The sequence below is a fragment of the Streptomyces tateyamensis genome, from assembly GCF_003205575.1.
Classification (GTDB): Bacteria; Actinomycetota; Actinomycetes; order Streptomycetales; family Streptomycetaceae; genus Kitasatospora; species Kitasatospora tateyamensis.
This window is the reverse complement of sequence record NZ_PYBW01000029.1, coordinates 11,937-35,806: the sequence shown is the minus strand read 5'-3', so window position 1 is coordinate 35,806 and position 23,870 is coordinate 11,937. Positions and strand designations below refer to the sequence as shown.

Sequence of the window (23,870 nt, the reverse complement as noted above, 5' to 3'; positions counted from 1 at the left end):
TAACGGCAGGCGAAAGCCACGGCCTCGCGCTCACCACGATCATGGCGAGCCGCAGCGTCGGCTCCCACGTGACCGTCCAGTGGACCGACGGCGCGGCGCACCACCGTCACCTTGGTCAGCGGACCGGCCGGCTGACCCCCACGCAGCCGCCTCCGCCAGAAAGCCGTGCGGCCACGACTCGTTGGGGTGCTGGCCGGTCAGTGCGACGACTACGGTCCGCCGACCGGAGGGATTGCCACCGTCAGGATGCCGTGCGCGTTGACGTGGCCGATGTCGCGCGGGGTGAGGCCGGCATTGGTGAGTGCGGCTCGCAGGGCCTCCTCCGCGCCGGTGCCCTCGGGATGGGGAGCGACGGGGTGGTAGGCATCGCTGGTACTGGCGTAGCCGCGCAGGCGGGCGCGAACATGGGCGCCCCGGCGGAGCGCGTGGTCGGGATGCTCGAGCACCAGGACGGCAGCGCCCTCGGACAGAACGAACCCGTCTCGGTCCGCGTCGAACGGGCGGGAGGCGCGGTGCGGGGCGTCGGTGCAGCGGGACAGGGCCTGGAGCTGGGTCAAGCAGGTGGCGTTCATCCGGGCGCAGCCGGACTCACTGCCGCCCGCGAGGACGATGTCGCAAGCTCCGGCAGCGATCAGGTCGCGGCCGATGCCAAGAGCGGTGGCGCCCGAGGCGCAGGCGTTGACGATGCTGAAGCTGGGACCTCGGACTCCCAGGTCAATGGCGATCTCCGCAGCGGCCGTGCTGGGAAGGCTGCGCGGCAGCGCCAGCGGAGAGACGAGCGTGGAACGGCCCTGATCGAGGAGGGCGAACTGCCGGGCGTAGGTGTCCAGGCTGTTGCTGCTGACACCGAGAACGACGCCGACGCGACTGGACGGCCAGCTCGTGGGGTCGAGCTTGGCGTCGACGACCGCCAGGCGGGCCGCGCTCAGCGCGAGGTGGCAGAACCGGTCCATTCGGCGTGCCAGCCGCGGTCCGTGAGCAGCAACGGCGTCGAAGTCCTTGACGCGGCAGGCGATGTCGACGGGAAGGCCGGCCAGCTCCGGATCCTTCTGCGCGAGGCTTCGACCGGCGCACATGGTGGCCCAGACCGCATCAAGGTCCTGGCCCGCCGGGGTGATCAGTCCGATGCCGGTGATCGCGGCTTGGGAGAGTTGCGGCACGACAGGTGCCCTCCAAAGGCTGGGGGTAGCAGCGGGAACGCCCGGTGGCGCGCTGTTCCGTCATGGAGCGGCTTCGTACACCGAGCAGGCCGTGTGCCCAATGAGCGACAACCCGGCCGTCGCTCGAAGCGAAGGCCGGCCAGGCCAGTTGACGCACCGCCATGGAAGCACTTCCGTGCACATGACGCCCACGACACGCCAAGCGGCGATCACGATGTCCCCTGTGAAGGCCATACCTCGATCGCCGGACCCGTCAACCGGGATCCACCGTCCCGTCCGACATCCACCAGGAAGAGTGAAGCGAGCGCGTGTCATCCACTCGCGCCCTTCCCGACCGTCAAAGGTACATAGCGGGCGCCTCGGCACACTGACCCGTGAGGCAGCCACCGCTACCGGAGAAGGAAAGATGATCTCAACATCCCAAGAGCCGATCAGCCGGGAACGCCTGGTGGAGATCCTCGCGGAAATCACCACCGTCTCCGCGGCGGACATCGACGACACAGTCACCTTCGAATCCTTGGAGCTGGACTCTCTCGCCCTGGCGGAACTGCTGGTCGCCGTCGAGAACGAGACCGGCGGCCACATCGGCTTCGGGCTGGACTTCACTCCGGCCACCACCATCGTCGAGGCGCACCGCACCCTGAACTCCGCGCTCACCGCAGCCCAGGCTTCGGCCGGCTAGTCCCGTGGAGAGCACGCTCCCTCCCCCTGCACTCGCCAACCGCACGCCTCCAGCCCCGGCCAGTGCCACGCCGGTGGACGTGCCCCTCTGATCAGCCGGCACCTGGACGCACTGCTCGACACGGCTTGCCGAGGTGGGCAGGTGGACGTCGTCACCGACATCGCCCAGCCCCTGGCCATGGGGGTCATCAGCCACCTGCTGGGGATCCCCACCGAGGAGCAGGAGCGGTTCCGGCAGTCCGCCGGCGTGGTCATCAACGGCATGGATCCCAACAGCCTGGTCGATGACCAGCAGCGGCGCCACGCCGCCCAAGCTCGCATCACGCTGGTGCAACTCCTGCGCCTGCACCTGCGCCAAGCCGACGGGAACGGCTCCGCGGTCGCCTCCACGGTGCTGGCCAGGCTGGCGGAACCCGTCTCACCGGACACGGACCCGATCCCTGTCACCGAGGCCATCGCCACCGCGGCCCAGCTCCTGGCCGCCGGATACGAGACCACTGTCGGACTGATCAGCAACGGACTGTACGCCCTCCTGACGCACCCCTCCCAGCTCAACCGCCTCGCCGCCGCCGGCCCCGAGGATCAGGCCATGCACCGGGCCGTGGAGGAAATCCTGCGCTACGAGCCTCCTGTCCAGATGACCGTGCGCATTGCGCTCGCCCCCACCACCGTGGGTGGACGACCGGTGCCCGAAGGCACCGTCACCGTCCTGGCGTTCGGCGCGGCCAACCGCGATCCCGACGTCTACGATCGCCCGCACGACCTGGACGTCACCCGCGACACTCCGCACCTCTCCTTCGGCTTGGGGTCGCACTTCTGCCTGGGCGCACCACTCGCCCGCTTGGAAGCCCGACTCGCGCTCGCCGCCTTGCTCCGCTGCAGGCCCAGCCTTGTGGACGAGTCCGTCACCTATGTCCAGTCAGCCTTCACCCGCAGCTTGCAACACCTGCGGGTGCGCTTGACCGACCCGTCGTCCCAGTAGAGCCGAGCATCAGCACAGACCGGTCCCCAGGGCCAGGCCCTCGCCCGAGTGCGCGCGCCGGAGCTGAGCCGCGTTCAGCGCAGGGTCGTGCCGCGGAGCAGCAGGAGGGCCAGGTCGAGGGCGCTCAGGGCGATGGTGAGCAGGAACGGCAGGCGGCTGTCCGGGTGCCGGGGGCGGGGCAGTGCGGTGGCTGCGGCGAGTACGGTGGCCGCGGCCAGTCCGGTCCAGCCCACCGCGCCCGGTGGTCCGGGCGGGCCGAGGGCGAGGATGGCGGAGGCCGCGAGCAGGGTGAGGGCCGCGAGCCCGCGGCTGCGCGCGCGTCCCAGCCGGTGCGGCAGTCCGCGGATCCCGCAGGCCAGGTCGGCCTCCAGGTCGGGCAGCACGTTCGTGAGGTGGGCGCCGACGCCGAGCAGGGCGCCGGCGGCGAGCAGCCAGGCGGGTGGCCACGGGTGGTCGGGCGGCAGGCCGAGGGTGACGAAGGCGGGCAGCAGCGCGAACGCCAGGGCGTAGGGCGCCCAGGACCAGGGGGTGCTCTTCAGGGCCGCGTTGTAGGCCAGCGCCGCTGCCACCGCGACCAGGTGCGCGCCGCCGGCCGCGGGTCCGCAGGCGAGGGAGAGCGGTACACAGGACAGGCCCGCCGAACAGGCCGCGACGGCGGCGGACGCGGGCGCCAGGGAACCGGTGGCCAGCGGCTTGTCGGGCCGGCCGGCGCGGACGTCCCGGCCGACGTCGATGAGGTCGTTGCTCCAGCCGACACAGAGCTGCCCGCTGAGCACGGCGAGGCCCACCAGCAGGCAGCCGGCCGGTCCGCGTCCGACGGCGGCGGCGAGTGCCGTGGCCAGGCCGGTGACGGCGAGCGCGGGGACGGGGTGCGCGGCCAGCAGCAGGGCGACGGGCGAGCCGGCGCGGCGCGGCACGGCTTCGATGGGCACCGCTCGATGGTAGGAGCCGGGCCGCTGACGGTCCGTCAGCCACGCCGGGGCCGCGGGTGTGCCCGGGATCGCGGCCCCCGGCACCTAGCATGTCGGAATGACCCGGATTGTCGCGGTTCACGGTGTCCTGCCGTCGTATCGGTACCCGCAGGAGCAGATCACGGGGATGGTCGCCGCGTCCTGCCGGCTGCCGCGCGAGGATCTGGCGGTGCTGGAACGCCTGCACTCGGCCAGCACGGTGACGGGGCGTCACCTGGTGCTGCCGCTGGAGCGGTACACGGCGATCGGCGGGTTCGGAGTGCGCAACGACGCGTTCCTGGCCGCAGCGCTGGAGCTCGGGCGGGAGGCCGTCCAGGGCGCTCTCGATCAGGCGGGCCTCGCCGCCCGCGACATCGACCTGGTGGTCTCCACCTCGGTCACCGGCATCGCCGCCCCGTCGTTGGAGGCGCGCCTGGCAGGAGAGCTGGGCCTGCGGCCGGACGTGAAGCGGGTGCCCGTCTTCGGCCTGGGCTGCGTCGCGGGGGCCGCGGGTCTGGCCAGGCTGCACGACTACCTGGTCGGCCACCCCGACGAGGCGGCGCTGCTGCTCTCGGTCGAGCTGTGCTCCCTCACGCTCCAGCGCTCGGACACGTCGATGCAGAATCTGGTCGCCTCCGCGCTCTTCGGCGACGGCGCCGCCGCTGCTGTCGCCGTCGGCTCCCGGTACGGCCGCGCCCCCGACGAGGACCCGGCTTCCGAAGGGCCCCACATCGTCGCGACCCGCAGCCACCTGTTCCCCGGGACGGAGGAGATGCTGGGCTGGACCATCGGGGACACCGGCTTCCACATCATGCTCGGCGCCGACCTGCCCGACCTGGTCCGTGGTCAGCTCGGCGGTGTGGTGACGGAGTTCCTCGCCGACCACGACCTCAAGACCACCGACCTGGCCAGCTGGATCTGCCACCCGGGCGGCCCCAAGGTCCTGGACGCGGTACGCGAGGCCCTGGACCTGCCCGCCCGCGCACTGGAGGCGACCTGGCGCTCGCTGGCCGAGGTGGGCAACCTGTCCTCCGCCTCCGTATTGCACATTCTGCGTGACACCCTCGCCGGGGAGCGCCCGCTGCCCGGCACACCGGGCCTGTTGCTGGCGATGGGGCCCGGATTCTGCGTCGAACTCGTCCTCCTGCGCTGGTGACCGCCGATGACCCCGTACGCATTCCTGATCCTGCTGGTCGCTCTGGAACGCCTCGCGGAGCTGGCCGTCGCCCGGCGCAACGGCCGCTGGAGCCATGCCCGCGGCGCCGTGGAGCACGGCGCCGGCCACTACGGGGCCATGGTCGCCCTGCACACCGCCCTGCTCGCCGGGTGCCTGGTGGAGACCTCGCTGCTGCGGCGGGCGTTCCTGCCCTGGCTCGGCTGGCCCGCACTCGCGGCCGTGCTGCTGGCCCAGGCCCTTCGCTGGTGGTGCATCGGGACGCTCGGGCCCCGGTGGAACACCCGGGTGATCGTGGTGCCCGGCCTGCCCCTGGTGGACCGGGGCCCGTACCGGTGGCTGCGGCACCCGAACTACCTCGCCGTGGTCCTCGAAGGGCTCGCCCTGCCGCTGGTGCACGGCGCCTGGCTCACCGCAGGCCTGTTCACCGCGCTCAACACCCCCCTGCTGGTCACCCGGCTGCGCTGCGAGAACGCCGCCCTGGCCATGGCGGCACCGGGGTGATCGACCTGCTCGTGGTCGGGGGCGGTCCGGCCGGTCTGGCCACGGCGATCCACGCCGCGCGCGCCGGTCTGGAGGCCGTGGTCGCCGAACCGCGCCCGGGGCCGATCGACAAGGCCTGCGGAGAGGGACTGATGCCGCACGGCGCGCAGGCCCTGGCCGGGCTCGGCGTGCCGGTCGCGGGACGGCCGCTGCACGGCATCCGCTACCTCGACCACCGCCACCAGGCCGAAGCCAGGTTCCGCGGCGCACCGGGCCTGGGAGTGCGCCGCACCGACCTGCACGCCGCGCTCGCCGAGCGAGCCCGGCAACTCGGGGTCCGGGTACTGCCGGTGCGGGTCGACGACGTGCGCCAGGACAGCTGGTCGGTGTCCGCGGCGGGGCTGCGGGCCCGGTACCTCGCCGCCGCCGACGGACTGCACTCACCGATCAGACGCGGGCTCGGGCTCGACCGGCCGGCGACCGGGCCACGACGGCACGGGCTGCGCAGGCACTTCGCCGTCACCCCGTGGTCCGACTGCGTCGAGGTCCACTGGTCGCCCACGGCCGAGGCGTACGTCACGCCGCTCGCGCCGGACCTGGTCGGCGTCGCCGTGCTGACCTCGCACCGGGGCTCCTTCGAGCACCATCTCGCCGCCTTCCCCGCCCTGCTGTCCCGGCTGCCTGGCGTCGCGGGCGGGCCGGTCCGTGGAGCGGGCCCGATGCGCCAGCGGGTGCGGACCCGAGTGGCCGGCCGGGTGCTGCTGGTGGGCGACGCGGCCGGCTACGTCGACGCGCTGACCGGCGAAGGCCTCACCCTCGGCCTGGCGGGCGCGGCAGCCCTGGTGGACTGCGTCCGGGCGGACCGGCCCGAGCGCTACGAGCGGATCTGGCGCAGCGTCACCCGCCGCCACCGCACCCTCACCCACGCCCTGCTGTGGACCCGGGGGCAACCCGCGCTCGCACCCTTCGTGGTCCCGACCGCGGCTCACCTGCCGTCGCTCTTCTCCGCCCTGGTCAACCGCCTCTCCTGAGGAGACGACAACCGATCCTGCGCCCGGCCCTGCCGCATCGGGTTCCACTGATCGACACTGCTCCAGGACTCCTCGCGGCCGTCGAACCTCGCGGCAGCGGCTGATCCTGCGCGCTCGGTGGTCAGCGAGTAACCGTCAGAGCCTTCGTGTCATGAATGTGCTGTTCGGGTCCGGCCGGTAGTCCGCGAACGGATCGCAGTGGACGAATCCGAACTTCTCGTACAGCTTCCTGGCGGGCAGGAAGAACTCGGCGGTGCCGGTCTCCAGGCTCAGCCGCGTGAAACCCATCCGCCTGGCCTCGGTGATGATGTGCTCCAGCAGCACGGAGGCGATCCCGGTCCGCGCGCGTGTCGGCATCGTGCGCATCGACTTCAGCTCGGCGTGGCCTGCGTCCAACTGCTTGAGCGCACCGCAGCCCACCAGGGTGTCACCGTCCCGCACCGACCAGAACGTGATCTCGGGCCTACGGAGGGCATCGAGATCGAGCGCGTGCTTGCTCTCCGGCGGCGAGAGGGACCGCATCTGCTGGACGTGGTCGTCCAGAAACCCGGCGATCTCGGGTCCGGAGAGGTCGTCTGTCGCGATCTTCATGCTTGCTCGTCCTTCGTCGGGCCGTTCGGTGCCGGTGATACTGCATCACGTGTTCAGGCGGCATGCAGCCACCGACCTCCCCGAAGGCCTTGCCCCGCCCCCTGTCGGCCACCACCGACCCTGATCAGGTACGCCCGGCGGTACGGTCTCCGTCCGCGCCGGCCGCGGGTGCGGTGGGCCGGGCGCCGACGAGTTTGTGGCGGCCGAATGGGGGGCCGGTGACGGCTGCGCGCAGACCAAGGGGTGCAACTGCATCGGCATACAAATGATTGCCGCCGACCGGGCAGGTGAGGGCGTGAGGGCGACCCGCTGACGGTTCGGACGAACGGCCGGACGGCCATCGGCAATGCCGCCGGGAATGGGGATCCGCTTCCCGTCGGCGGGGTGCTGCGGCAGCGGCTCGGCGCACTGCGGCGCGGGCAGCTCGCCGACCCGGAGGTCGAGGCCTCCCCACCGCCCTCGCGGACAACAGGGCACTGATCATACGTCAACTTTGTTACGCAGAGCTATCATTGGGACTATCACCCTAGCCTCTCCCGGCACTCGGATGCTCGCGTTCCGGTACGTTCCGACCGCACGGGCCGACTCAGTGCTCCGCAGCCGAACCGTCCCGCGTTCGGATTTGCCGTACCGCCGGCGGAGCAGTTCGGCCGGCGGCGCCGGACAGCGCGCCCGGCAGCGTTCCAGGTACCCGGGAATTCCATTCCGACTGCCACCACCTGCCCTTTTCCGGCATGCGGAAAGCGGAATGCGATGCTCTGAATCACCGTGGACGACCCATGGTTGATGGTGCGCCAGGACGCCGAACGCGCCAGGATCCACCGGTTGTTGATCTTGACGGCGTTTGATCAGCTGTGCCAAAGTCGGCGGCGTCGCGTCGGGGGGCGCTTCCGCCAGCCTGCCGGACGCGCATCGGCTCTCTTCTGCACCGCTTCCGCACTCTGAGCAATCGTCACTTTCAGTTATCGGCGTTCCGCTTCACCGCCGGTTCGCCCGCACTCCCACGCTTGTCACCGCGTCACCCCACCCGTGCGCTGCCTCACGCGCTGCCGCCTCCGCCTGCCCTCAGGCGAACGCCGTCGTGCGTGCCGGGAGCCACCGAGGCGTGCCGTGCGCCACCGCGTTCCCAACCACATCGCAAGGAACCCAAGGACCCCATGGGCAAGATCGCCGTTCTCACCAACGACCTGCAGGCCGACGTCGTCCACAAGACTCCCGAGCGGACCGCGGCGATGGCCGAGGCGCAGCCGCGCTTCTCGGCCTTCCTCGACGAGATGCGCCGCCGCGGCCATGGGATCTACCACCTGCAGCTGGTGAACCTGCCCGACGACCCCAACGTCGAGCGCGACTTGGACGGCACGCTGCCGCTGCAGCGCGGCTCGCAGGGCGCGGCCATCCTGGCCGACTTCCTCGCCGACGGGGACGAGACCGTCGAGAAGAACAAGGACAGCGGCTTCTACGAGACCGAGCTGCACGACCGCCTGCAGGCCGCCGGTGTCGACACCGTGCTGGTCACCGGCCTGCAGACGCAGATCTGCGTGCAGACCACCGCCGCCGACGCGTTCTTCCGCGGCTACAACGTCTGGGTGCCCTCGGACTGCGTCGTCTCCGGCAACCCCGCGGACCGCGACCGCTCCCTGGAGTGGCTCGCCGGCTACTGCGCCACCGTGGCCGACTCCAAGGAGATCTTCGACGTCCTCGACGCCGAGGGCGAGCTGCCGCGCAAGGTCGTGAAGATCCTCCCCTGAGGCGCCCCGCGCCACTGCACGAGGCGGACAACTCCGGCGCCGTGGACCGTCTTCGACACCGCACGGCGCCGGGCCGCCTCCCCGTGACGCCTCCCCGGGCCGCCTCCCCATTGCGCCCGCGGGGCGCCCGCCCGGCCGTTGCCGCTCCCAAGATCCAGATCAAGCTGAAGGACCATCAGATGACAAGCCAGGCGACCGACCTCGGCGTAGTCGAGCTCGACCACGGCAGCGGGGCGCAGCTCAGCCACGAGCTGATCTCCCTGATCGTCGAAACGCTCGGCGACGTGTACATCGGTGAGATGGAGGACAGCGCGATGCTGCCCATCTCCTCCGGGCAGATCGCGATGACCACCGACTCGTTCGTGGTGGACCCGCCTTTCTTCGGCAACGGCGACATCGGCAAGATCGCGGTCTGCGGCACCGTCAACGACCTCGCGGTGGTCGGTGCCCGGCCGCTCTACCTCACCCTCGGCATGATCCTGGAGACCGGGCTGCCGATCGCCCGGCTGGTCCAGGTGCTGACCTCGATCCGGGAGACCGCGAGGGAGGCCGGGGTCAAGATCGTCTGCGGTGACACCAAGGTGGTCCGCAAGGGCGAGGCCGACCAGATCTACCTCAACACCGCCGGGGTGGGCGTCTTCGAGCGCACCCCGATGCGGATGCGCGACGTGCGCCCCGGCGACCGGGTGATCCTCAGCGGCCCCATCGGCAACCACACCGTCCACCTGCTCTCGATCCGCGAGGGCCTGGGCTTCGAGCAGCGCGTGCTGAGCGACTGCGCGCCGCTGAACGGCATGCTGGACGAGCTGCTCGCCACCGTCGGCGAGGGCCGGGTGCACTCGGTGCGCGACGTCACCCGCGGCGGCCTGGCGGCCGTGCTGCACGAGTACGCGGCCTCCAGCGGGCACACCATCCGGATCGAGCGGGAGGCGCTGCCGATCCAGTTCGAGACCGCGATGGCCACCGACATGCTGGGCGTCAACGCGATCCATGCCGCCAACGAGGGCTGCGTGTGCCTGTTCGTCGCCCCGCAGGCCGAACAGGAGGTGCTCGCCGCGCTGCGGGCGCACCGCTACGGCACCGGCGCCGTGGTGATCGGCGAGGTCACCGAGGCGGCCGAGCCGCTGGTGCTGATGCGCGGCGCGGACGGCCGGGACGCCGTGGTGGACGAGTTGCAGGGCGCCGAGCTGCCCCGGCTCTGCTGAGCCAGGGAGCAGGACCGCGCAGGCGCGGGTGGGGCCGCCGGGGGCAACAGCCCGCGGACGGGCAACGGACGAGGACGGACGGCAACGGACGATGAAGCAGGGCGAGGCGCCGCTGGGGCGGCTGATCCGGGTCACCGGGGTGGTGCAGGGCGTGGGCTACCGCCCCTTCGTCTACAAGCTCGCGCTCGCCCACGAGCTGTCGGGCTGGGTGCTCAACGACCCTGAGGGCGTGCTCACCGAGGTGTGCGGACCGGCCGACGCCGTGCACCGCTTCACCGCGCAACTGCGCACCCAGGCACCGCCGCAGGCCCGGGTCGACCAGGTCCGGGTGGAGCGGGAGGCGCAGGCGGGGCAGGGCGGGGCGGGCGAGTGGGCGGCGACCGGCTTCGAGATCCGCGAGAGCGCGCACACCGGCCGCAAGGTCACCGTGGTACCCGCCGACGCCCACGTGTGCGCCGACTGCCTGGCCGAACTGCGCGACCCGGCCGACCGGCGGTACCGCTACCCCTTCATCAACTGCACCAACTGCGGCCCGCGGTACTCCATCGTGCGGGCCCTGCCGTACGACCGGGCGACCACCACCATGGCCGCGTTCACCATGTGCGCGCTGTGCGAGGCGGAGTACCGCGACCCGCTGGACCGGCGCTACCACGCGCAGCCCAACGCCTGCCCGCAGTGCGGGCCGCGGCTGCTGCTGAACGGCCCCTCGGGTGAGTCGGCCGAGGGCGGGCAGGCGCTCGCGCTGGCTGCCGAGGCGCTCGCGGCCGGCCGGATCGTGGCGGTCAAGAGCGTCGGGGGCTTCCACCTGGCCGTCAATGCCCGGGACGCCGCGGCGGTGGCGCTGCTGCGCAAGCGCAAGCGGCGCGACTCCAAGCCGTTCGCGGTGCTGGCCCGGGACCTGGCGACGGTCCGGCGGATCGCCGAAGTCCGCTCGGCCGAGGCCGGGTTGCTCGAGTCCACGGCCCGCCCGATCGTGCTGCTGCGCAAGCTGGCCGGCGCGCTGCCCGAGGAGATCGCGCCGCGCAACCCCAACCTCGGCGTGATGCTGCCCTCGGCGCCCCAGCACCACCTCCTGGTGGACCACGAGGGACTGGACATGCTGGTGATGACCAGCGGCAACCTCTCCGGCTACCCGATCGTGCACCGCAACGAGGACGCGCTGGCGCAGCTCTTCGAGGTCGCCGACCTGATCCTGTCCAACGACCGGGACATCGAGGTGCGGGTCGACGACTCGCTGGTGCGCTACTCCGAACACCCCGAACTCGCCGAGCCGGTGGTGGGGTTCCTGCGTCGGGCCCGCGGCTACGCGCCCTACCCGGTCGAGGTGGGCCGCGAGCTGGCGCCGCTGGTCGCCTACGGCGCGGAGCTGAAGACCACCGTCGCACTCAGCGGCGGCAGCCGGGTCTACCTCAGCCAGCACATCGGCGACCTCAAGAACGACGAGACCTTCGAGTCGCACAAGGAGACGGTCCGTCACCTCGCCACGCTGCACAGCCTGACGCCCCGGCACGCCGCGGTCGACCTGCACCCGCAGTTCAGGGCCACCCGGTTCGCGCTCAAGGAGCAGGGCGGCGCGTTCGGCGAGGTGGTCCAGGTCCAGCACCACCACGCGCACATGGCCTCCTGCATGGCCGAGCACCGGCTGGAGGGCACCACCATCGGTGTGGTCTTCGACGGTGCCGGCTACGGCGAGGACGGCACCACGTGGGGCGGGGAGTTTTTGCTCGGCGACTACCGCGCGGTGCGGCGGGTGGCGCACCTGCGCACGGTGCCGCTGCTCGGCGGCGACCGCGCGGTCAAGGAGCCCATCCGCACCGGCTTCGCGCTGGCCCTGGACGCCCTGGGCGGTGCACAGGCGGCGGTGGCCGCCTTCCCGGTGCTGGCCCAGCTGGACGAGCAGCAGCGCCACGTGTTCGCCACCATGGCGCAGCGCGGCATCAACTCCCCGCTCGCCTCCAGCATGGGCCGGCTCTTCGACGGCGTCGCCGCGCTGCTCGCGGTCACCACCCGCGCCGAGTACGAGGCGCAGGGCCCGATCGAGCTGGAGGGCCTGCTGGGCCGCGACCTGACGATGGCCGCGCCCGAGGAGCGGTACCGTTTCGCGGCGAGCGGGCAGCCGGGCGGGACCGAGCTCGACCCGCGCCCGGTGGTCCGGGCGCTGGCTGCGGACCTCGCGGCCGACCTGCCGCCGGCCGAGCTCAGTCGGCGGTTCCACGGCGCGGTGGTCGACCTGGTGGTGACCCAGTGCCTGGCGATCCTGCGGGAGAGTGAGTCGGCGACCCGTCAGGTCGTGCTCTCCGGCGGGGTGTTCCTCAACGAGTTCCTGCTGGTCAACTGCCTGGTCGAGCTGCGCAGGGCGGGCTTCGCGGCGTACTGCCAGCAGCAGGTGCCGACCAACGACGGCGGCATCGCGCTCGGCCAGATCATGGTGGCCGACGCCCGGCTGCGCGAGGGACAGCGGTGAGCGCGGTCCGTGAGCACGTCGTGGTGCTGCACCGCTGGCGCGACGAGTACGCCCGCTACGCCGACTACCTCGACCACCGGGCCCAGCAGGTCAGTTACGTGACCACGGAACTGAGCCGGGCTTCGGCGCCCGAGGCGGCCGCCGCGGTCGCCGTGGTGTCCGCGACCGACCGGCTGGCCGAGGTCCGCGCGGCGATCGCCGGACTCGCCGACCGCCTGGGGCCGGTGCGCCGGCTGGTGGCGCTGAACGAGGGCGACCTGGACACCGCCGCCCGGCTGCGTGAGGAGCTCGACCTGCCGGGCCAGCGCGGCGCGGACCTCGAGCGGTTCCGCGACAAGCTGGCGATGGTGGTCGCCGCCGAGGCGGGCGGGGTGCGGGTGCCCGCCTACGCGGACGCGCCGGACGCCGGCGCCGTGCGGGCCTTCGCCGCCGCGCACGGCTGGCCGGTGGTGGTCAAGCCGCGGCGCGGCACCGCCAGCCGGGGCGTCGCCGTGCTGCACGGCCCGGAGGACCTGTCGGCGGCGGCCGGCCTCGGCCAGGAGCCGTTCCTGGTGGAGAGCTTCGTGCCCGAGCCGGTGCTGCACATCGACGGGCTGTGGACCGGGGAGCGGCTGGGTCCGTGGCGGGCCTCGCGCTACGTCAACAGCTGCCGCGAGTTCGGTGCCGGCGTCTTCCTCGGCTCGGTCGAGCTCGACGATCCCGAACTTCTCTCCGCGGTAGAGGAGTTCACCGCCCAGGTAGGTGCGGCGCTGGGTGCCGGGCAGCCCTGGGTGTTCCACCTGGAGGCGTTCGCCGGCGTCGACGGCAACGGCGCGCCGCGGCTCACCTTCCTGGAAGCCGGCGCCCGGGTCGGGGGCGCGGAGATCCCGTTCGTCTGGCGCGAGGTGCACGGCGTCGACCTGATGGCCGCCGCCGTGGACATCCAGCTCGGCCGCACCCCGACCGCCCCGCGCATCCCGGCGGGGCGCACCGCGGGCTGGCTGCTGCTGCCGCTGCCCGTCCCGCCGCCCTGCACGGTGCTGGAGGCGGCTGCCGCGCCGGCCGGTGGGCTCGGCCCCTACGCCGGCCACCTGCCGCCGCCCGGCACGGCGATCCCCGCGGTGGGCGGCTACGAACACGTGGCCGGCCGGTTCCGGTTCCGCGGCGAGTCCAGCCACGAGGTGGAGGCCGCGATCCTGCGCACCGCCGGCGCGGTCCGGGTGCGCTGCGCGGCGACCACCCCCTAGGCCTCCCGGCGGGATCCGCCGGCCCCGGCACGGCCTGGCGGCACGCGCCGCGGCCTGATGAACGACGAAACGAAAGCGGAGAGCACGGATGGGCGACAGGAACCGACTGATACTGGTGGGCAGCAGGCTGCGGACCTACCGCGAGTACGCGATGGCCTCGCTGGCCGGCGCCTACGACCTCGCGCTCGTCTCCGCCGCCCCGCTGACCTGGGAGCAGGAGTACGTCGGGTCCTACCGCACCGCCGACACCACCGACCCGGTCGCGCTGCGCGCCACCGTCGAGGAACTGCTCGCCGAGTCGGCTGCCGCCGGCCACCCGCGCACCGGGCTCTACACCTGGGACGAGCTGTCGCTGATCGCCACCGCCGAGGTCGCCGAGCAGCTCGGCCTGCCCCACATGTCGGCCGCCGCCGCGCGGGCCTGCCGGGACAAGTTCACCACCCGCACCCTGCTGGACGCCGCCGGGCTGCCCGGCGTGCGCCACCGGCTGGTGCACAGCGCGGCCGAGGCCGAGCAGGCGGCTGCCGAGATCGGCTTCCCGCTGGTGCTCAAGCCGCGCGGCCTGGCCGGCAGCCTGGGCGTCACCGTGGTCCGCGAGGCGCAGCGGTTCGCCGACGCCTACCGGTTGGCCGCCGGCACCGTGATGGGACCGCTGGACGCGGCCGACGGCGTGCTCGTCGAGGAGTTCCTGGCCGGCCCCGAGATCAGCATCGACAGCCTGGTGGTGGCGGGCGAGGCCGAGCCGGTCTTCGTCGCCCGCAAGCGCCTGGGCTTCGATCCGGCCTGCGAGGAGGTCGGCCACCTGGTCGGCCCCTGGCGCCAGGAGCCCTGGGCAGGCCCGGTCGAGGAGCTGGTCAAGGCCGCCCACCGGGCGCTGGGCATCGCGCAGGGCACCACCCACACGGAGCTGCGGCTCACCGCGGACGGGCCGCGGCTGATCGAGCTCAACGGGCGCCTGGGCGGCGACCTGATCCCGCGGGTCGGCGCGCTCGCCACCGGGATCGACCTGCCGCTGGCCGGCGCCGCGCTGGCCTTCGGCGAGCGACCCGCGGCCCCTGCCCCCGACCAGCGCTGGGCGGAGATCCGTTTCCTCTACCCGCCGCACGACGGCACGCTGGCCTCGCTCGACCTGGGCGGCTCCGCCGAGCTGCCCGGCATCGCCGAGGTGGTCGCGCTGGCCGAGCCGGGCGCCGAGCTGCTGCTGCCCCCCAAGGCGCTCACCCCGCGCACCGCCGCCGTGCTGGCGGTCGCCGACGATCCGTCAGGCTGCACCGCCGCGCTGGACGCCGCCGAGGCCGAGATCCGCCCGGTGCTGGCCGGCTCCCCGCTGGACGGGCTCGGCGCGCTGCTGGAGAACCCGGTCACCCGCCGCTACCTGGCCGCCGAGCGCGGCCTGGAGCGGATGACCGTCCCCGGGGTGCGCAACGACTGGATCCGCTACGGCGCCGGCGGCGGTCAGTCGCTCAACCGGCCGGTGCTGCTGGACGCCGCCGACCGCCGCCGGCTGGAGGCCGACCTCAACGGCCTGTTCGAGCTGCTCACCACGATCCCGGAGCGGCTCTTCGCCGGCGACCGGCGCGCCTTCGCCAAGGCGGTCGGCATGACGCCCACCCAGATCGACCTGGTGATGCGCGGCGCCGGCCTGCGGATGCCCGCGATGTCGCGTGCCGACATGTACCGCGAGCCGGCCGGCTTCAAGCTGATGGAGCTCAACACCGGCAGTTCGCTGGGCGGCTGGCAGATGGGCGAGTTCGCCCGCACGGTCCGCGAGAACGAGGTGTTCCGCGAGTTCGCGGCCGCCGAGCGCCTGGTGCACCCCGACCCGATCGGGCGGATCGCCGAGGTGCTGCGCGGCGAGGCCGCCGCGGCCGGTTACGAGCTGCCCGAGCGCCCGGTGCTGGCCCTGACCGAGTGGCCGGACGGCTACGTCAAGACCAAGCCCTGGCTGGACTTCGTGGTCCCGGACTGGCTGCGGAACGGCTTCGACACCGTGGTCTGCCACCTCGGCGAGTTCGAGTACCGCGACGGGGTGCCGCACGTCCATGGCCGCAAGGTCGACGTGGTCTACCGGATCTTCCTGCCCGGCGAGATGGCCGACGAGCAGCGCAGCCGCGACCTGGTCGACCCCCTGCTGGACGCCGTCGAGCGCGGCGAGACCTTCCTGTTCGCCGGCCTGGACTGCGAGCTGTACGGCAACAAGGGCAGCCTGGCGATGCTCAGCGACGAGCGGAACCGGGCGGCCTTCGGCACCGGCGAGCAGGAACTGGTGGACCGGATCCTGCCGTGGACCCGGTTCCTGCGCGAGGAGCGGGTCGAGCGGGCCGGCGAGCGCATCGACCTGCTGCCGTTCGCCCTGGCCAACAAGGACCGCCTCGCCCTCAAGCCGACCCTGCTGTACGGCGGGGTGGGTGTGGTCCCCGGCTGGTCGGTCGGTCAGGCCGAGTGGGAGGCCCACCTGCGCGGCGCGGTGGACGGGCCCTACGTGGTGCAGGAGCGGGTACTGCCGGTCGCCGAGCGGTTCGTGCGCGAGGACGGGCAGGGCTTCGAGCAGATGGTCGTCGCCTACGGCGTGCTGATGGTCGGCTCGGCCTACGCCGGGATGCTGGTACGCGGCACCCCGGACGCGCAGGTCGGCATCGTCAGCATGTCCAACGGTGCGCAGATCGGCTGCTGCTTCCACGTCGAGGACCCCGCCGGGAGCCCGGCGTGAAGCGGCCCTCCCCCGGCGGGCTGTGGCAGGACCGCGACTTCCTGCGGCTCTGGGCGGGAGAGAGCGTCTCGCAGCTCGGCGCCCAGGTCACCCAGCTGGCGCTGCCGCTGGCCGCGGTGTACCAGCTGCACGCCAACTCCACCCAGCTCGGCCTGCTGAACGCCGCCAGCTACGCGCCGTTCCTGGGCCTGACCCTGTTCATCGGGGTCTGGGCCGACCGGCGGCGCCGCAGGCCGCTGATGATCGGTGCCAACCTGGGGCGCGCGCTGCTGGTGGGCACCGTCCCGCTGTGCGCGGCGATGGGCGCGCTGACCGTCTGGTACCTGTACCTGGCCGCGCTCGCCATCGGCGTGCTGACCGTGGTCTTCGACGTCTCCTACCAGTCCTACCTGCCCTCGCTGATCAACACCGAGCAGCTGGTGGAGGGCAACAGCAAACTCTCCGTCAGCAACTCGGTCGCGCAGATCGGCGGCCCCGGCCTGGCCGGCCTGCTGATCGGCTGGCTCACCGCGCCGCTCGCCCTGCTGGTCAACTGCGCCTCCTACCTGGTCTCGGTGGGCACGCTCAGCACGATCCGGCGCCGCGAGCCGGCCCCGGAGCAGCCCGCCGAGCGCGTCTCCACCGTCCGCAGCATCGCCGAGGGCCTGAAGGTGGTGCTCGGCAACGCCTCGATCCGGGCGATCGCCCTGCAGGCCGGCACCTACAACCTGTGCTGGATGTCGCTGCAGACCGTCTTCGTGCTGTACGCGTCCCGGCTCGGCATGAGGCCGGGCACCATCGGCCTGGTGCTGGGCGTGGGCGCGGTCGGCTCGCTGCTGGGTGCGGTCGGCGCCGCGCGGCTCAAGGAGCGCCTCGGTCTGGGCCGGGCGGTGCTCGCCGAGCTGCTGCTCTGCTGCTGCGCGCCGCTGCTGATCCCGCTCGCCCCGGGTCGGGGCGCGCTCTCCTACGCGCTGTACGTCACCGCCTTCGGCCTGTGCGGGCTGGGCTCGACCATGGCGACCATCCACGCGGTGAGCCTGCGTCAGGTGATCACCCCGCCGCAGCTGCTGGGCCGGGTCAACGCCGGCTGCCGGTTCATCGCCTGGGGACCGCTGCCGCTGGGCGCGCTGATCGGCGGCCGGCTCGGCGACACGCTGGGGCTGCGCCCCACGCTCTGGATCACCGCGGGGACCTTCCTGTTCGCCCTGCTCTGGGTGGCCCTGTCGCCGGTGGTGCGGCTGCGGGACTTCCCGACCGACCTGCCCCACCAGCGCGATGCCGCCGAGACCGGCACCGCCGTGCCCACGCCGTCCTGACGCCCCGCCGGTCAGCCCTGCCGGACCGTCAGCCCCCGCTGCCGGCCGCCCCGCGCGGCCGGCACCCGTACCCCACCCACGAGGAGAACCGCACGTGAGCAGCACCGCGCCCGGTCAGCTCTACCAGCCCGCCGGCACCGCCGAGGGCCTGGAGAGCGTGCGCAGCCTGGTCAACACCGCCCTGGACATCCTGCAGGAGGCCGCCGCCGCCCGCACCGGCCCGGTCGCCCCCGGTGGCCCGGCGGCGGCTCGAGCCGCGGCCGAGGCGGCGCTCACCGCCCCGCTGCTGCCCGAGCGGGCGAGCGAGCCCGCCCAGGTGCTGGCCGAGCTGGTGCGGCCCTACGCCCAGTGGTCGGTGGACATCACCCACCCGGCCGCGGTGGCCCGGATGCAGCCGCCGCCCACCGACGTGGCCGCCGCCGCCGAGCTGGTCGGCGCCGTCCTCAACCAGTCGCTGCACGCCTGGGAGAGCGGCCCGTTCGCGCTGGAGCTGGACCGCTGGGTGATCGCCCAGCTCGCCGAGCTGGTCGGCTACGACCCCGCCGAGGCGGGCGGCACCCTCACCTCCGGCGGCAGCGTCTCCAACCTGATGGCCATGACCATGGCCCGCGACACCGTGCTCGCCGCGAAGACCGGCCGGCTCGCCTTCCAGGAGGGCCTGCTGAACCTGGGCGTGCAGCCCGTGGTGCTGGCCCCGCAGGGCGTGCACTTCTCGATCGAGCGCGCGGTGCGCCTGCTCGGCATCGGTGAGGCGAACATCCGCACCGTCCCGATCGACGAGCACGGCCGGATGATCCCGAAGGAGGCCGAGCGGATCCTGGCCGGACTGCCCGCGCACGAGGTGCCCGTCGCGCTGGTCGCCGTCGCCGGCTCCACCGACCTGGGCATCGTCGACCCGCTGCCGGAACTGGCCGCGATCGCCCGTGCGCACGGCCTGTGGCTGCACGCCGATGCCGCCTACGGGGCCGGCGCGCTCTTCTCCCCGCGGCTGCGCCCGATGCTGGACGGCCTGGCCGAGGCCGACTCGGTCACCATGGACCTGCACAAGTTCGGCTGGACCCCGGCCTCCTCCGCGGCCCTGCTGGTGCGCCGCGCCGAGACCATGAACTCCTTCGGCCTGCAGCCCACCACCTGCCTGAGCGCCGACGACGACACCTGCGCCGGCTACATCGGCTCGCAGAACACCTCGCTGCAGACCACCCGGCGGGCCGACGCGCTGAAGATCGCCGTTTCCATGCGCACCCTGGGCCGCGACGCGGTGGCGCAGATGGTCGACACCTGCCATGACCTGGCCCGGCACGCGGCCGCCCGGATCGCCGCCGAGCCCCGGCTCGAACTGGGCACCGAACCCCCGCTCACCGCCGTGCTCTTCCGCTACCTGCCCGGCCACGGCCTGGACGCCGACGCCTTCAACGGCAAGCTGCGCCGCCGGGTGATGGAGGACGGCCGGGCCCTGCTCGCCCGCACCCACATCACGCAGCCCGACGGCAGCAGCCGGGTCTTCCTCAAGCTGATGCTGCTCAACCCGCAGACCGCCCCGGAGCAGCTGGACCGGCTCGTCGACGACCTGCTCGCGCTCGCCGCGGAGCAGGAGGCCGCGGCCGTAGCGGTCTGACCGCCGCCCCACCGCACAACCACGCCCGGGAAGAGAGATTCGGTGAGATCCGAGGTGCACCGCCCGTCCGCGCCGGCCGCTGGCCGGCAGGCGGACGACCCCGTCCGCGCGTCGATGGGCCGCCTGCCGCGGCTGTTCGACCGGCCGCTGACGCTGCTGACCGGCCGCCCGCTCGACGGCCGGCACCGGACGGCGTACACCCCGACCCGGCACCTGCTCAACGCCCTGGCGTCCATGACCGCCGGCCTGGCCGCCGGGGCGCTGGCCCTGGCGGCCGGCGGCTGGTGGCTGCTGCTGGTCCCGGCCGGCTGGGCGATGACCCTGCACAGCGCCCGGAACCTGCGGATGATGGTCTACCACCAGTGCGCCCACCTCAACATGTGGGGCCACAAGCGGCACGACGTGCTGCTCGGCCGGGCCATCGCGGCGCTGCTGATGATCCAGGACTTCGGCCGCTACAGCGCCGAGCACGTCGCGGACCACCACGCGCTGCACCACATGACGCTGCGCGACCCCACCGTGCAGGCGTTCCTGGTCAGCCTCGGCCTGCGCCCCGGCATGAGCCGTCGTCAGATGTGGCGCCGCATGCTCGGCCGGACCGTCTCACCGCTCTTCCACGCCCGCTTCCTGACGGCCCGGATCCGCTCCTACTTCCACGCCGCCGCTCCGGCCTGGCGCGCCGGCACCCTGGTGGCGCTGGCCGCCGTCGCGGCGCTGGCGACCTGGCTGCACCTGTGGCTCTTCGTGCTGGTCGCCTGGGTGGTCCCGATGAGCGTGCTGTACCAGGTGAGCAACACCTTCCGACTGTGCGTCAAGCACACCTTCCCCGCGCCCGACGCGCCGGTGCGGCGCGGGCGGGACTACTTCGCGGGCCTGACCAACGCGATCTTCCTCGGCGAGGCCGCCCCGCCGCCGGGCCTGCCCGCCGGGCATCGGCTGCTCGCCTGGGCCCGCTGGTGGACCCGGATGCTGCTGGTGCACTTCCCGGCCCGCTACCTGGTGCTCACCGGCGACACCGTGGTGCACGACTTCCACCACCGGGCCCCGATGAGCCGCGACTGGGCCAACTACCTCTACGCCCGCGAGGACGACCACCGGCTCGGCCACCCGGGCTGGCCGCCCTACCGCCACGTCTGGGGCCTGGTAGCCGCGATCGACCTGGTCTTCGACTCGCTGCGGGCCGCCGACCCCGCCGAGTACGACCCGGACCGGCTGGCCGCGGTCAACCACCGCGAGCTGTTCTCGGCCTTCGAGGACTGACACCCCCGCCCCTCCCCCGCTCCCCCAGTCCCCCGCCGAAAGGGCTCCCCCTATGAACACGCCGGCCGGGCCGGCCGACCGCCTGGTCATCCTGGGCGTGGCCGAGAGCGACGCGCACGCCGTCGCCAACCAGCTGATCACCATGCAACTGCAGTCGCACGGCTTCACCGTGCTCAACCTCGGCGTGTGCACCCCGCTGTCCGACTTCGCCGACGCCCACGACCGCCACCCGCACGCCGAGGCGGTGCTGATCGGATCCCTCAACGGCCACGCCCACCAGGACCTGCGCACCCTGCCCGAGCTGCGTGCCGCCGGCCGGCTGCGCTGCCCGGTGATCGTCGGCGGCAATCTGTCGGTCGGCAGCCGCAAGGCCGGCACCGACCGGCAGCGGCTGCTCGACCTGGGCGTGGACCACCTGCTGGCGGACGCGGGCGGCCTGGTCCTGCTGCTCGACATGCTGCACGCCGCCCGGGCGGCCGAGCTGCAGCATGGCTGAACTGCACGGCCTGCAGCTCGACGACCGGATCGCCGCCGAACTGCCCGACTGGGAGGCGATCGTGGCGCACCTGCGCACCCGCCGCCCGGTGGCCGAGGTGCTGCGCCAGGCCGCCGCCGGCGGCCGTCCGCTGGTGCAGCCGCGCTGCGGCGTCGGCGGCCACCGGGAGATGGTCGAGCTGCTGCGCGCCCTGGAGCCGGCCGGACCGGGCGTGCTCTCGGTCACCATCGACTCGCACACCCGGCTGCGGCACTTCGACACCGCCGCCGAACTGCTCGCCCGCAACCCCGCCGACCTGAACGGCTACCCGCTGGTCGCGCACGGCTGGCAGCGCGGACGGGAGCTGGCCGCCGCCGTCGACGTCCCGCTGGAGGTGCGGCACGGCTCGCCCGACGGACGCGAGCTGTTCGCCGTCGCCCTGGCCGCCGGCCTGACCTCCTACGAGGGCGGCGGCATCGGCTACAACTTGCCGTACTCCAAGAACGTGCCGCTCGGCCACTCGCTGCGCGCCTGGCAGCAGGTCGACGCGGTGTGCGGAGTGCTCGCCGCCGAGGGCGTGCTGATCGACCGGGAGCTGTTCGGCACACTCACCGCGGTGCTGGTCCCGCCCTCGGTCAGCCTCGCCGTCACCGTGCTGGAGGCGGTGGCCGCGGCCCGCGAGGGCGTGCGCTGCCTGTCCATCGCCTACCCGCAGGGCGGCGAGATCCACCAGGACGTGGCCGCGCTGCGCGCGGTGCGCACCCTGGCCGCGCGCTACCTCGACCCGGGCATCGAAGTCCACCCGGTGCTGCACGAGTTCATGGGCGTCTTCCCGCGGACCCGCTCCTACGCCGACCTGCTGATCCTGCACGGCGGCCTGCTCGCCCGGCTCGGCGGCGCCACCAAGGTGATCAGCAAGACCCACCAGGAGGCGTACGGCATCCCCGACGCCGAGGCGAACGCCGACGGCATCCGCACTGCCGCGCTGGGCGCCTGCGAGCTGCTCGACTTCGTCCGGATCGACGAGGACCGGGTCTCCGAGGAGCAGCACTGGATCGAGCGCGAGGTCGCCGAACTGGTCGACCCGGTGCTGAACGAGCCCGCGCTGCTGCCCGCGATCGAGGCCGCCTTCGCCGCCGGGCGCCTGGACATCCCGTTCAGCGCCAGCGTCCACGCCCACTCGCGCGTCGTCCCGCGGCGCGACGCCTGCGGCGCCATCCGCTACGCCGGCGTCGGTGCGCTGCCGTTCTCCGCCGCCGTACTGCGCCGGCACGCCGACCTGCTCGCCCCGGCACCCGGCGCCCGCGAGCGCTCCCCCTTCGAGGCGGCCACCGCCGACATCCGCTACTTCCTCGACAACGAGGACCGGTTCCACTCCAGCACGCCGCACCGCACGCGGTCCGAGCCCCCGCAGAGGTTCTGATGACTACTCAGCCGTCCGCCCCCCAGCTGCCCGCCCCCGACCCGGCCGAGGGCCGGCGGGTCTTCGCCGAGGACCGCGCGCACCTCTTCCACTCCTGGGCCGCCCAGGGCGCGGTCAACCCGATCCCGGTGGCGGGCGCCGCCGGCCGGCACTTCTGGGACTACGAGGGCAAGCGCTACCTCGACTTCTCCTCGCAGTTCATCAACCTCAACATCGGCCACGCGCACCCCAAGGTGGTCGCGGCGATCAAGGAGCAGGCCGACCGGATCTGCATGATCGCCTCCACCTTCGCCAACGACAAGCGCGGCGAGGCGGCCAGGCTGATCACCGAGCTGGCCCCCGGCGACCTGAACCACGTCTTCTTCACCAACGGCGGCGCCGACGCCAACGAGCACGCCGTGCGGATGGCCCGGATGCACACCGGCCGCCCCAAGGTGCTCTCCACCTACCGCTCCTACCACGGCGGCACCGCCACCGCGATCAGCCTCACCGGCGACCCGCGCCGCTGGGCCAACGAGCGCTCCGGCAGCGCGACCGGCAACATCGCGCACTTCTTCGGCCCCTACCTGTACCGCTCGCACTTCCACGCCACGACCGAGGCCGAGGAGAGCGCCCGGGCGCTCGCCCACCTCGCCGAGGTGATCGAGTTCGAGGGCCCCGCGACGATCGCCGCGATCCTGCTGGAGACCGTCGTCGGCACCGCCGGCATCCTGGTCCCGCCACCCGGCTACCTGGCGGGCGTGCGGGCGCTGTGCGACACGTACGGCATCGTCTTCATCGCCGACGAGGTGATGTCCGGCTTCGGACGGGCCGGCGAGTGGTTCGCCGTCGACCACTGGGGCGTCACCCCCGACCTGATCACCTTCGCGAAGGGCGTCAACTCCGGCTACGTCCCGCTCGGCGGCGTGATCGTCTCGGACGCGATCCACGAGACCTTCCGGGAGGTCGTCTACCCCGGCGGCCTCACCTACTCGGGCCACCCGCTGGCCTGCGCCGCCGCCGTCGCCACCATCACGGCGATGAAGGAGGAGGGCATCGTGGAGAACGCCGCCCGGATCGGCGAGGACGTGCTCGGCCCCGGCCTGCGCGAGCTGGCCGAGCGGCACCCGAGCATCGGCGAGGTGCGCGGGCTCGGCGTCTTCTGGGCCGTCGAGCTGGTCCGCAACCGGGAGACCCGCGAGATGCTGGTGCCCTACGCCGCCGGGGCCGGCCAGACCGGGCCGGTGGACGAGGTGGTCGCCGGGTGCAAGGAGCGCGGCATGTGGCCGGTGTACAACTTCAACCGGATCCACCTGGTCCCGCCGTGCACCATCACGGACGACGAGGCCCGCCAGGGCCTGGAGATCCTCGACGCGGCGCTGGACGCGGCGGACAAGTACGTCGACTGACGGCACGTC

Annotated in this window: 19 protein-coding genes; 16 read left to right on the top strand and 3 right to left on the bottom strand. The window is 73.2% G+C overall.

Annotated elements, in window-relative coordinates; translation table 11 throughout:
• Positions 1 to 209 precede the first annotated feature (209 nt).
• Positions 210 to 1,160, bottom strand: coding sequence for a beta-ketoacyl-[acyl-carrier-protein] synthase family protein (locus C7C46_RS09310; protein ID WP_110667686.1), 951 nt, complete (start codon positions 1,158 to 1,160; stop codon positions 210 to 212).
• A 406-nt stretch (positions 1,161 to 1,566) separates the two neighbouring features.
• Between C7C46_RS09310 and C7C46_RS34900 the strand changes: the two genes are divergently transcribed.
• Together C7C46_RS34900 and C7C46_RS09300 are read left to right on the top strand one after the other, a co-directional pair.
• On the top strand, positions 1,567 to 1,842 hold the full coding sequence (locus C7C46_RS34900) for an acyl carrier protein (protein WP_181442269.1): 276 nt from the start codon (positions 1,567 to 1,569) through the stop codon (positions 1,840 to 1,842).
• 141 nt (positions 1,843 to 1,983) lie between these two features.
• The gene (locus C7C46_RS09300) at positions 1,984 to 2,823 is read left to right on the top strand and encodes a cytochrome P450 (RefSeq protein WP_110667684.1); all 840 of its coding nucleotides are present in this window, start codon (positions 1,984 to 1,986) and stop codon (positions 2,821 to 2,823) included.
• Positions 2,824 to 2,897: 74 nt separating this feature from the next.
• Here the strand turns inward: C7C46_RS09300 and C7C46_RS09295 are convergent, their stop codons facing one another.
• Positions 2,898 to 3,755, bottom strand: a complete 858-nt coding sequence (locus tag C7C46_RS09295; RefSeq protein WP_110667681.1) for a UbiA family prenyltransferase — start codon at positions 3,753 to 3,755, stop codon at positions 2,898 to 2,900.
• 97 nt (positions 3,756 to 3,852) lie between these two features.
• On the opposite strand from C7C46_RS09295, the gene C7C46_RS09290 reads away from it, so the two are divergent.
• From C7C46_RS09290 to C7C46_RS09280, 3 genes are read left to right on the top strand one after another with little or no spacing between them, the layout of a single operon-like run.
• On the top strand, positions 3,853 to 4,929 hold the full coding sequence (locus tag C7C46_RS09290) for a type III polyketide synthase (protein ID WP_110667679.1): 1,077 nt from the start codon (positions 3,853 to 3,855) through the stop codon (positions 4,927 to 4,929).
• 6 nt (positions 4,930 to 4,935) lie between these two features.
• Positions 4,936 to 5,451, top strand: coding sequence for an isoprenylcysteine carboxyl methyltransferase family protein (locus C7C46_RS09285; RefSeq protein ID WP_110667676.1), 516 nt, complete (start codon positions 4,936 to 4,938; stop codon positions 5,449 to 5,451).
• The gene (locus tag C7C46_RS09280) at positions 5,448 to 6,461 is read left to right on the top strand and encodes an NAD(P)/FAD-dependent oxidoreductase (RefSeq protein WP_110667675.1); all 1,014 of its coding nucleotides are present in this window, start codon (positions 5,448 to 5,450) and stop codon (positions 6,459 to 6,461) included. Before C7C46_RS09285 ends, C7C46_RS09280 begins: the two co-directional genes overlap by 4 nt.
• Before the next feature lie 135 nt (positions 6,462 to 6,596).
• Here the strand turns inward: C7C46_RS09280 and C7C46_RS09275 are convergent, their stop codons facing one another.
• Positions 6,597 to 7,052, bottom strand: coding sequence for a GNAT family N-acetyltransferase (locus C7C46_RS09275; protein WP_110667673.1), 456 nt, complete (start codon positions 7,050 to 7,052; stop codon positions 6,597 to 6,599).
• A 1,157-nt stretch (positions 7,053 to 8,209) separates the two neighbouring features.
• Here C7C46_RS09275 and C7C46_RS09270 point away from each other — a divergent pair.
• The 11 genes from C7C46_RS09270 to C7C46_RS09220 all read left to right on the top strand — a co-directional run bounded on the left by C7C46_RS09270 (position 8,210) and on the right by C7C46_RS09220 (position 23,861).
• Positions 8,210 to 8,800, top strand: coding sequence for a cysteine hydrolase family protein (locus C7C46_RS09270; RefSeq protein ID WP_110667671.1), 591 nt, complete (start codon positions 8,210 to 8,212; stop codon positions 8,798 to 8,800).
• A gap of 179 nt (positions 8,801 to 8,979) precedes the next feature.
• Positions 8,980 to 10,005 carry a hydrogenase expression/formation protein HypE gene (hypE, locus tag C7C46_RS09265; protein WP_110667669.1) on the top strand — a complete coding sequence of 342 codons (1,026 nt, stop codon included), beginning with the start codon at positions 8,980 to 8,982 and terminating at the stop codon, positions 10,003 to 10,005.
• Positions 10,006 to 10,096: 91 nt separating this feature from the next.
• Entirely contained in the window at positions 10,097 to 12,469 is a 2,373-nt protein-coding gene (hypF, locus tag C7C46_RS09260; protein WP_110667667.1) for a carbamoyltransferase HypF, read from the top strand.
• Positions 12,466 to 13,695 (top strand): ATP-grasp domain-containing protein, encoded by a 1,230-nt coding sequence (locus C7C46_RS09255; protein WP_110667665.1) that lies wholly within the window; start codon positions 12,466 to 12,468, stop codon positions 13,693 to 13,695. The genes hypF and C7C46_RS09255 overlap by 4 nt, the downstream gene beginning before the upstream one ends.
• Before the next feature lie 88 nt (positions 13,696 to 13,783).
• A complete protein-coding gene (locus C7C46_RS09250) occupies positions 13,784 to 16,405 on the top strand; it encodes an ATP-grasp domain-containing protein (RefSeq protein WP_110667663.1) in 2,622 nt (873 codons plus the stop codon).
• Positions 16,402 to 17,700, top strand: a complete 1,299-nt coding sequence (locus C7C46_RS34895; protein ID WP_181442268.1) for an MFS transporter — start codon at positions 16,402 to 16,404, stop codon at positions 17,698 to 17,700. Before C7C46_RS09250 ends, C7C46_RS34895 begins: the two co-directional genes overlap by 4 nt.
• Positions 17,701 to 17,794: 94 nt before the next feature.
• Positions 17,795 to 19,315, top strand: coding sequence for a pyridoxal phosphate-dependent decarboxylase family protein (locus tag C7C46_RS09240; RefSeq protein WP_220040583.1), 1,521 nt, complete (start codon positions 17,795 to 17,797; stop codon positions 19,313 to 19,315).
• A gap of 42 nt (positions 19,316 to 19,357) precedes the next feature.
• Positions 19,358 to 20,575, top strand: coding sequence for a fatty acid desaturase (locus tag C7C46_RS09235; RefSeq protein WP_245984315.1), 1,218 nt, complete (start codon positions 19,358 to 19,360; stop codon positions 20,573 to 20,575).
• A 52-nt stretch (positions 20,576 to 20,627) separates the two neighbouring features.
• Positions 20,628 to 21,071 (top strand): cobalamin-dependent protein, encoded by a 444-nt coding sequence (locus C7C46_RS09230; protein WP_110667657.1) that lies wholly within the window; start codon positions 20,628 to 20,630, stop codon positions 21,069 to 21,071.
• A complete protein-coding gene (locus C7C46_RS09225; RefSeq protein ID WP_110667654.1) occupies positions 21,064 to 22,473 on the top strand; it encodes a methylaspartate mutase in 1,410 nt (469 codons plus the stop codon). Before C7C46_RS09230 ends, C7C46_RS09225 begins: the two co-directional genes overlap by 8 nt.
• Positions 22,473 to 23,861, top strand: coding sequence for an aspartate aminotransferase family protein (locus C7C46_RS09220; protein ID WP_110667652.1), 1,389 nt, complete (start codon positions 22,473 to 22,475; stop codon positions 23,859 to 23,861). The genes C7C46_RS09225 and C7C46_RS09220 overlap by 1 nt, the downstream gene beginning before the upstream one ends.
• The last annotated feature ends 9 nt before the right edge of the window (positions 23,862 to 23,870 follow it).

Bases quoted from the DNA above. Each gene is read 5' to 3' on its own strand.
- C7C46_RS34900 (WP_181442269.1), top strand. From the start codon at position 1,567: ATGATCTCAACATCCCAAGAGCCGATCAGCCGGGAACGCCTGGTGGAG.
- C7C46_RS09290 (WP_110667679.1), top strand. From the start codon at position 3,853: ATGACCCGGATTGTCGCGGTTCACGGTGTCCTGCCGTCGTATCGGTAC.
- C7C46_RS09285 (WP_110667676.1), top strand. From the start codon at position 4,936: ATGACCCCGTACGCATTCCTGATCCTGCTGGTCGCTCTGGAACGCCTC.
- C7C46_RS09275 (WP_110667673.1), bottom strand. From the start codon at position 7,052: ATGAAGATCGCGACAGACGACCTCTCCGGACCCGAGATCGCCGGGTTT.
- C7C46_RS09270 (WP_110667671.1), top strand. From the start codon at position 8,210: ATGGGCAAGATCGCCGTTCTCACCAACGACCTGCAGGCCGACGTCGTC.
- hypE (WP_110667669.1), top strand. From the start codon at position 8,980: ATGACAAGCCAGGCGACCGACCTCGGCGTAGTCGAGCTCGACCACGGC.
- hypF (WP_110667667.1), top strand. From the start codon at position 10,097: ATGAAGCAGGGCGAGGCGCCGCTGGGGCGGCTGATCCGGGTCACCGGG.
- C7C46_RS09250 (WP_110667663.1), top strand. From the start codon at position 13,784: ATGGGCGACAGGAACCGACTGATACTGGTGGGCAGCAGGCTGCGGACC.
- C7C46_RS09230 (WP_110667657.1), top strand. From the start codon at position 20,628: ATGAACACGCCGGCCGGGCCGGCCGACCGCCTGGTCATCCTGGGCGTG.
- C7C46_RS09225 (WP_110667654.1), top strand. From the start codon at position 21,064: ATGGCTGAACTGCACGGCCTGCAGCTCGACGACCGGATCGCCGCCGAA.
- C7C46_RS09220 (WP_110667652.1), top strand. From the start codon at position 22,473: ATGACTACTCAGCCGTCCGCCCCCCAGCTGCCCGCCCCCGACCCGGCC.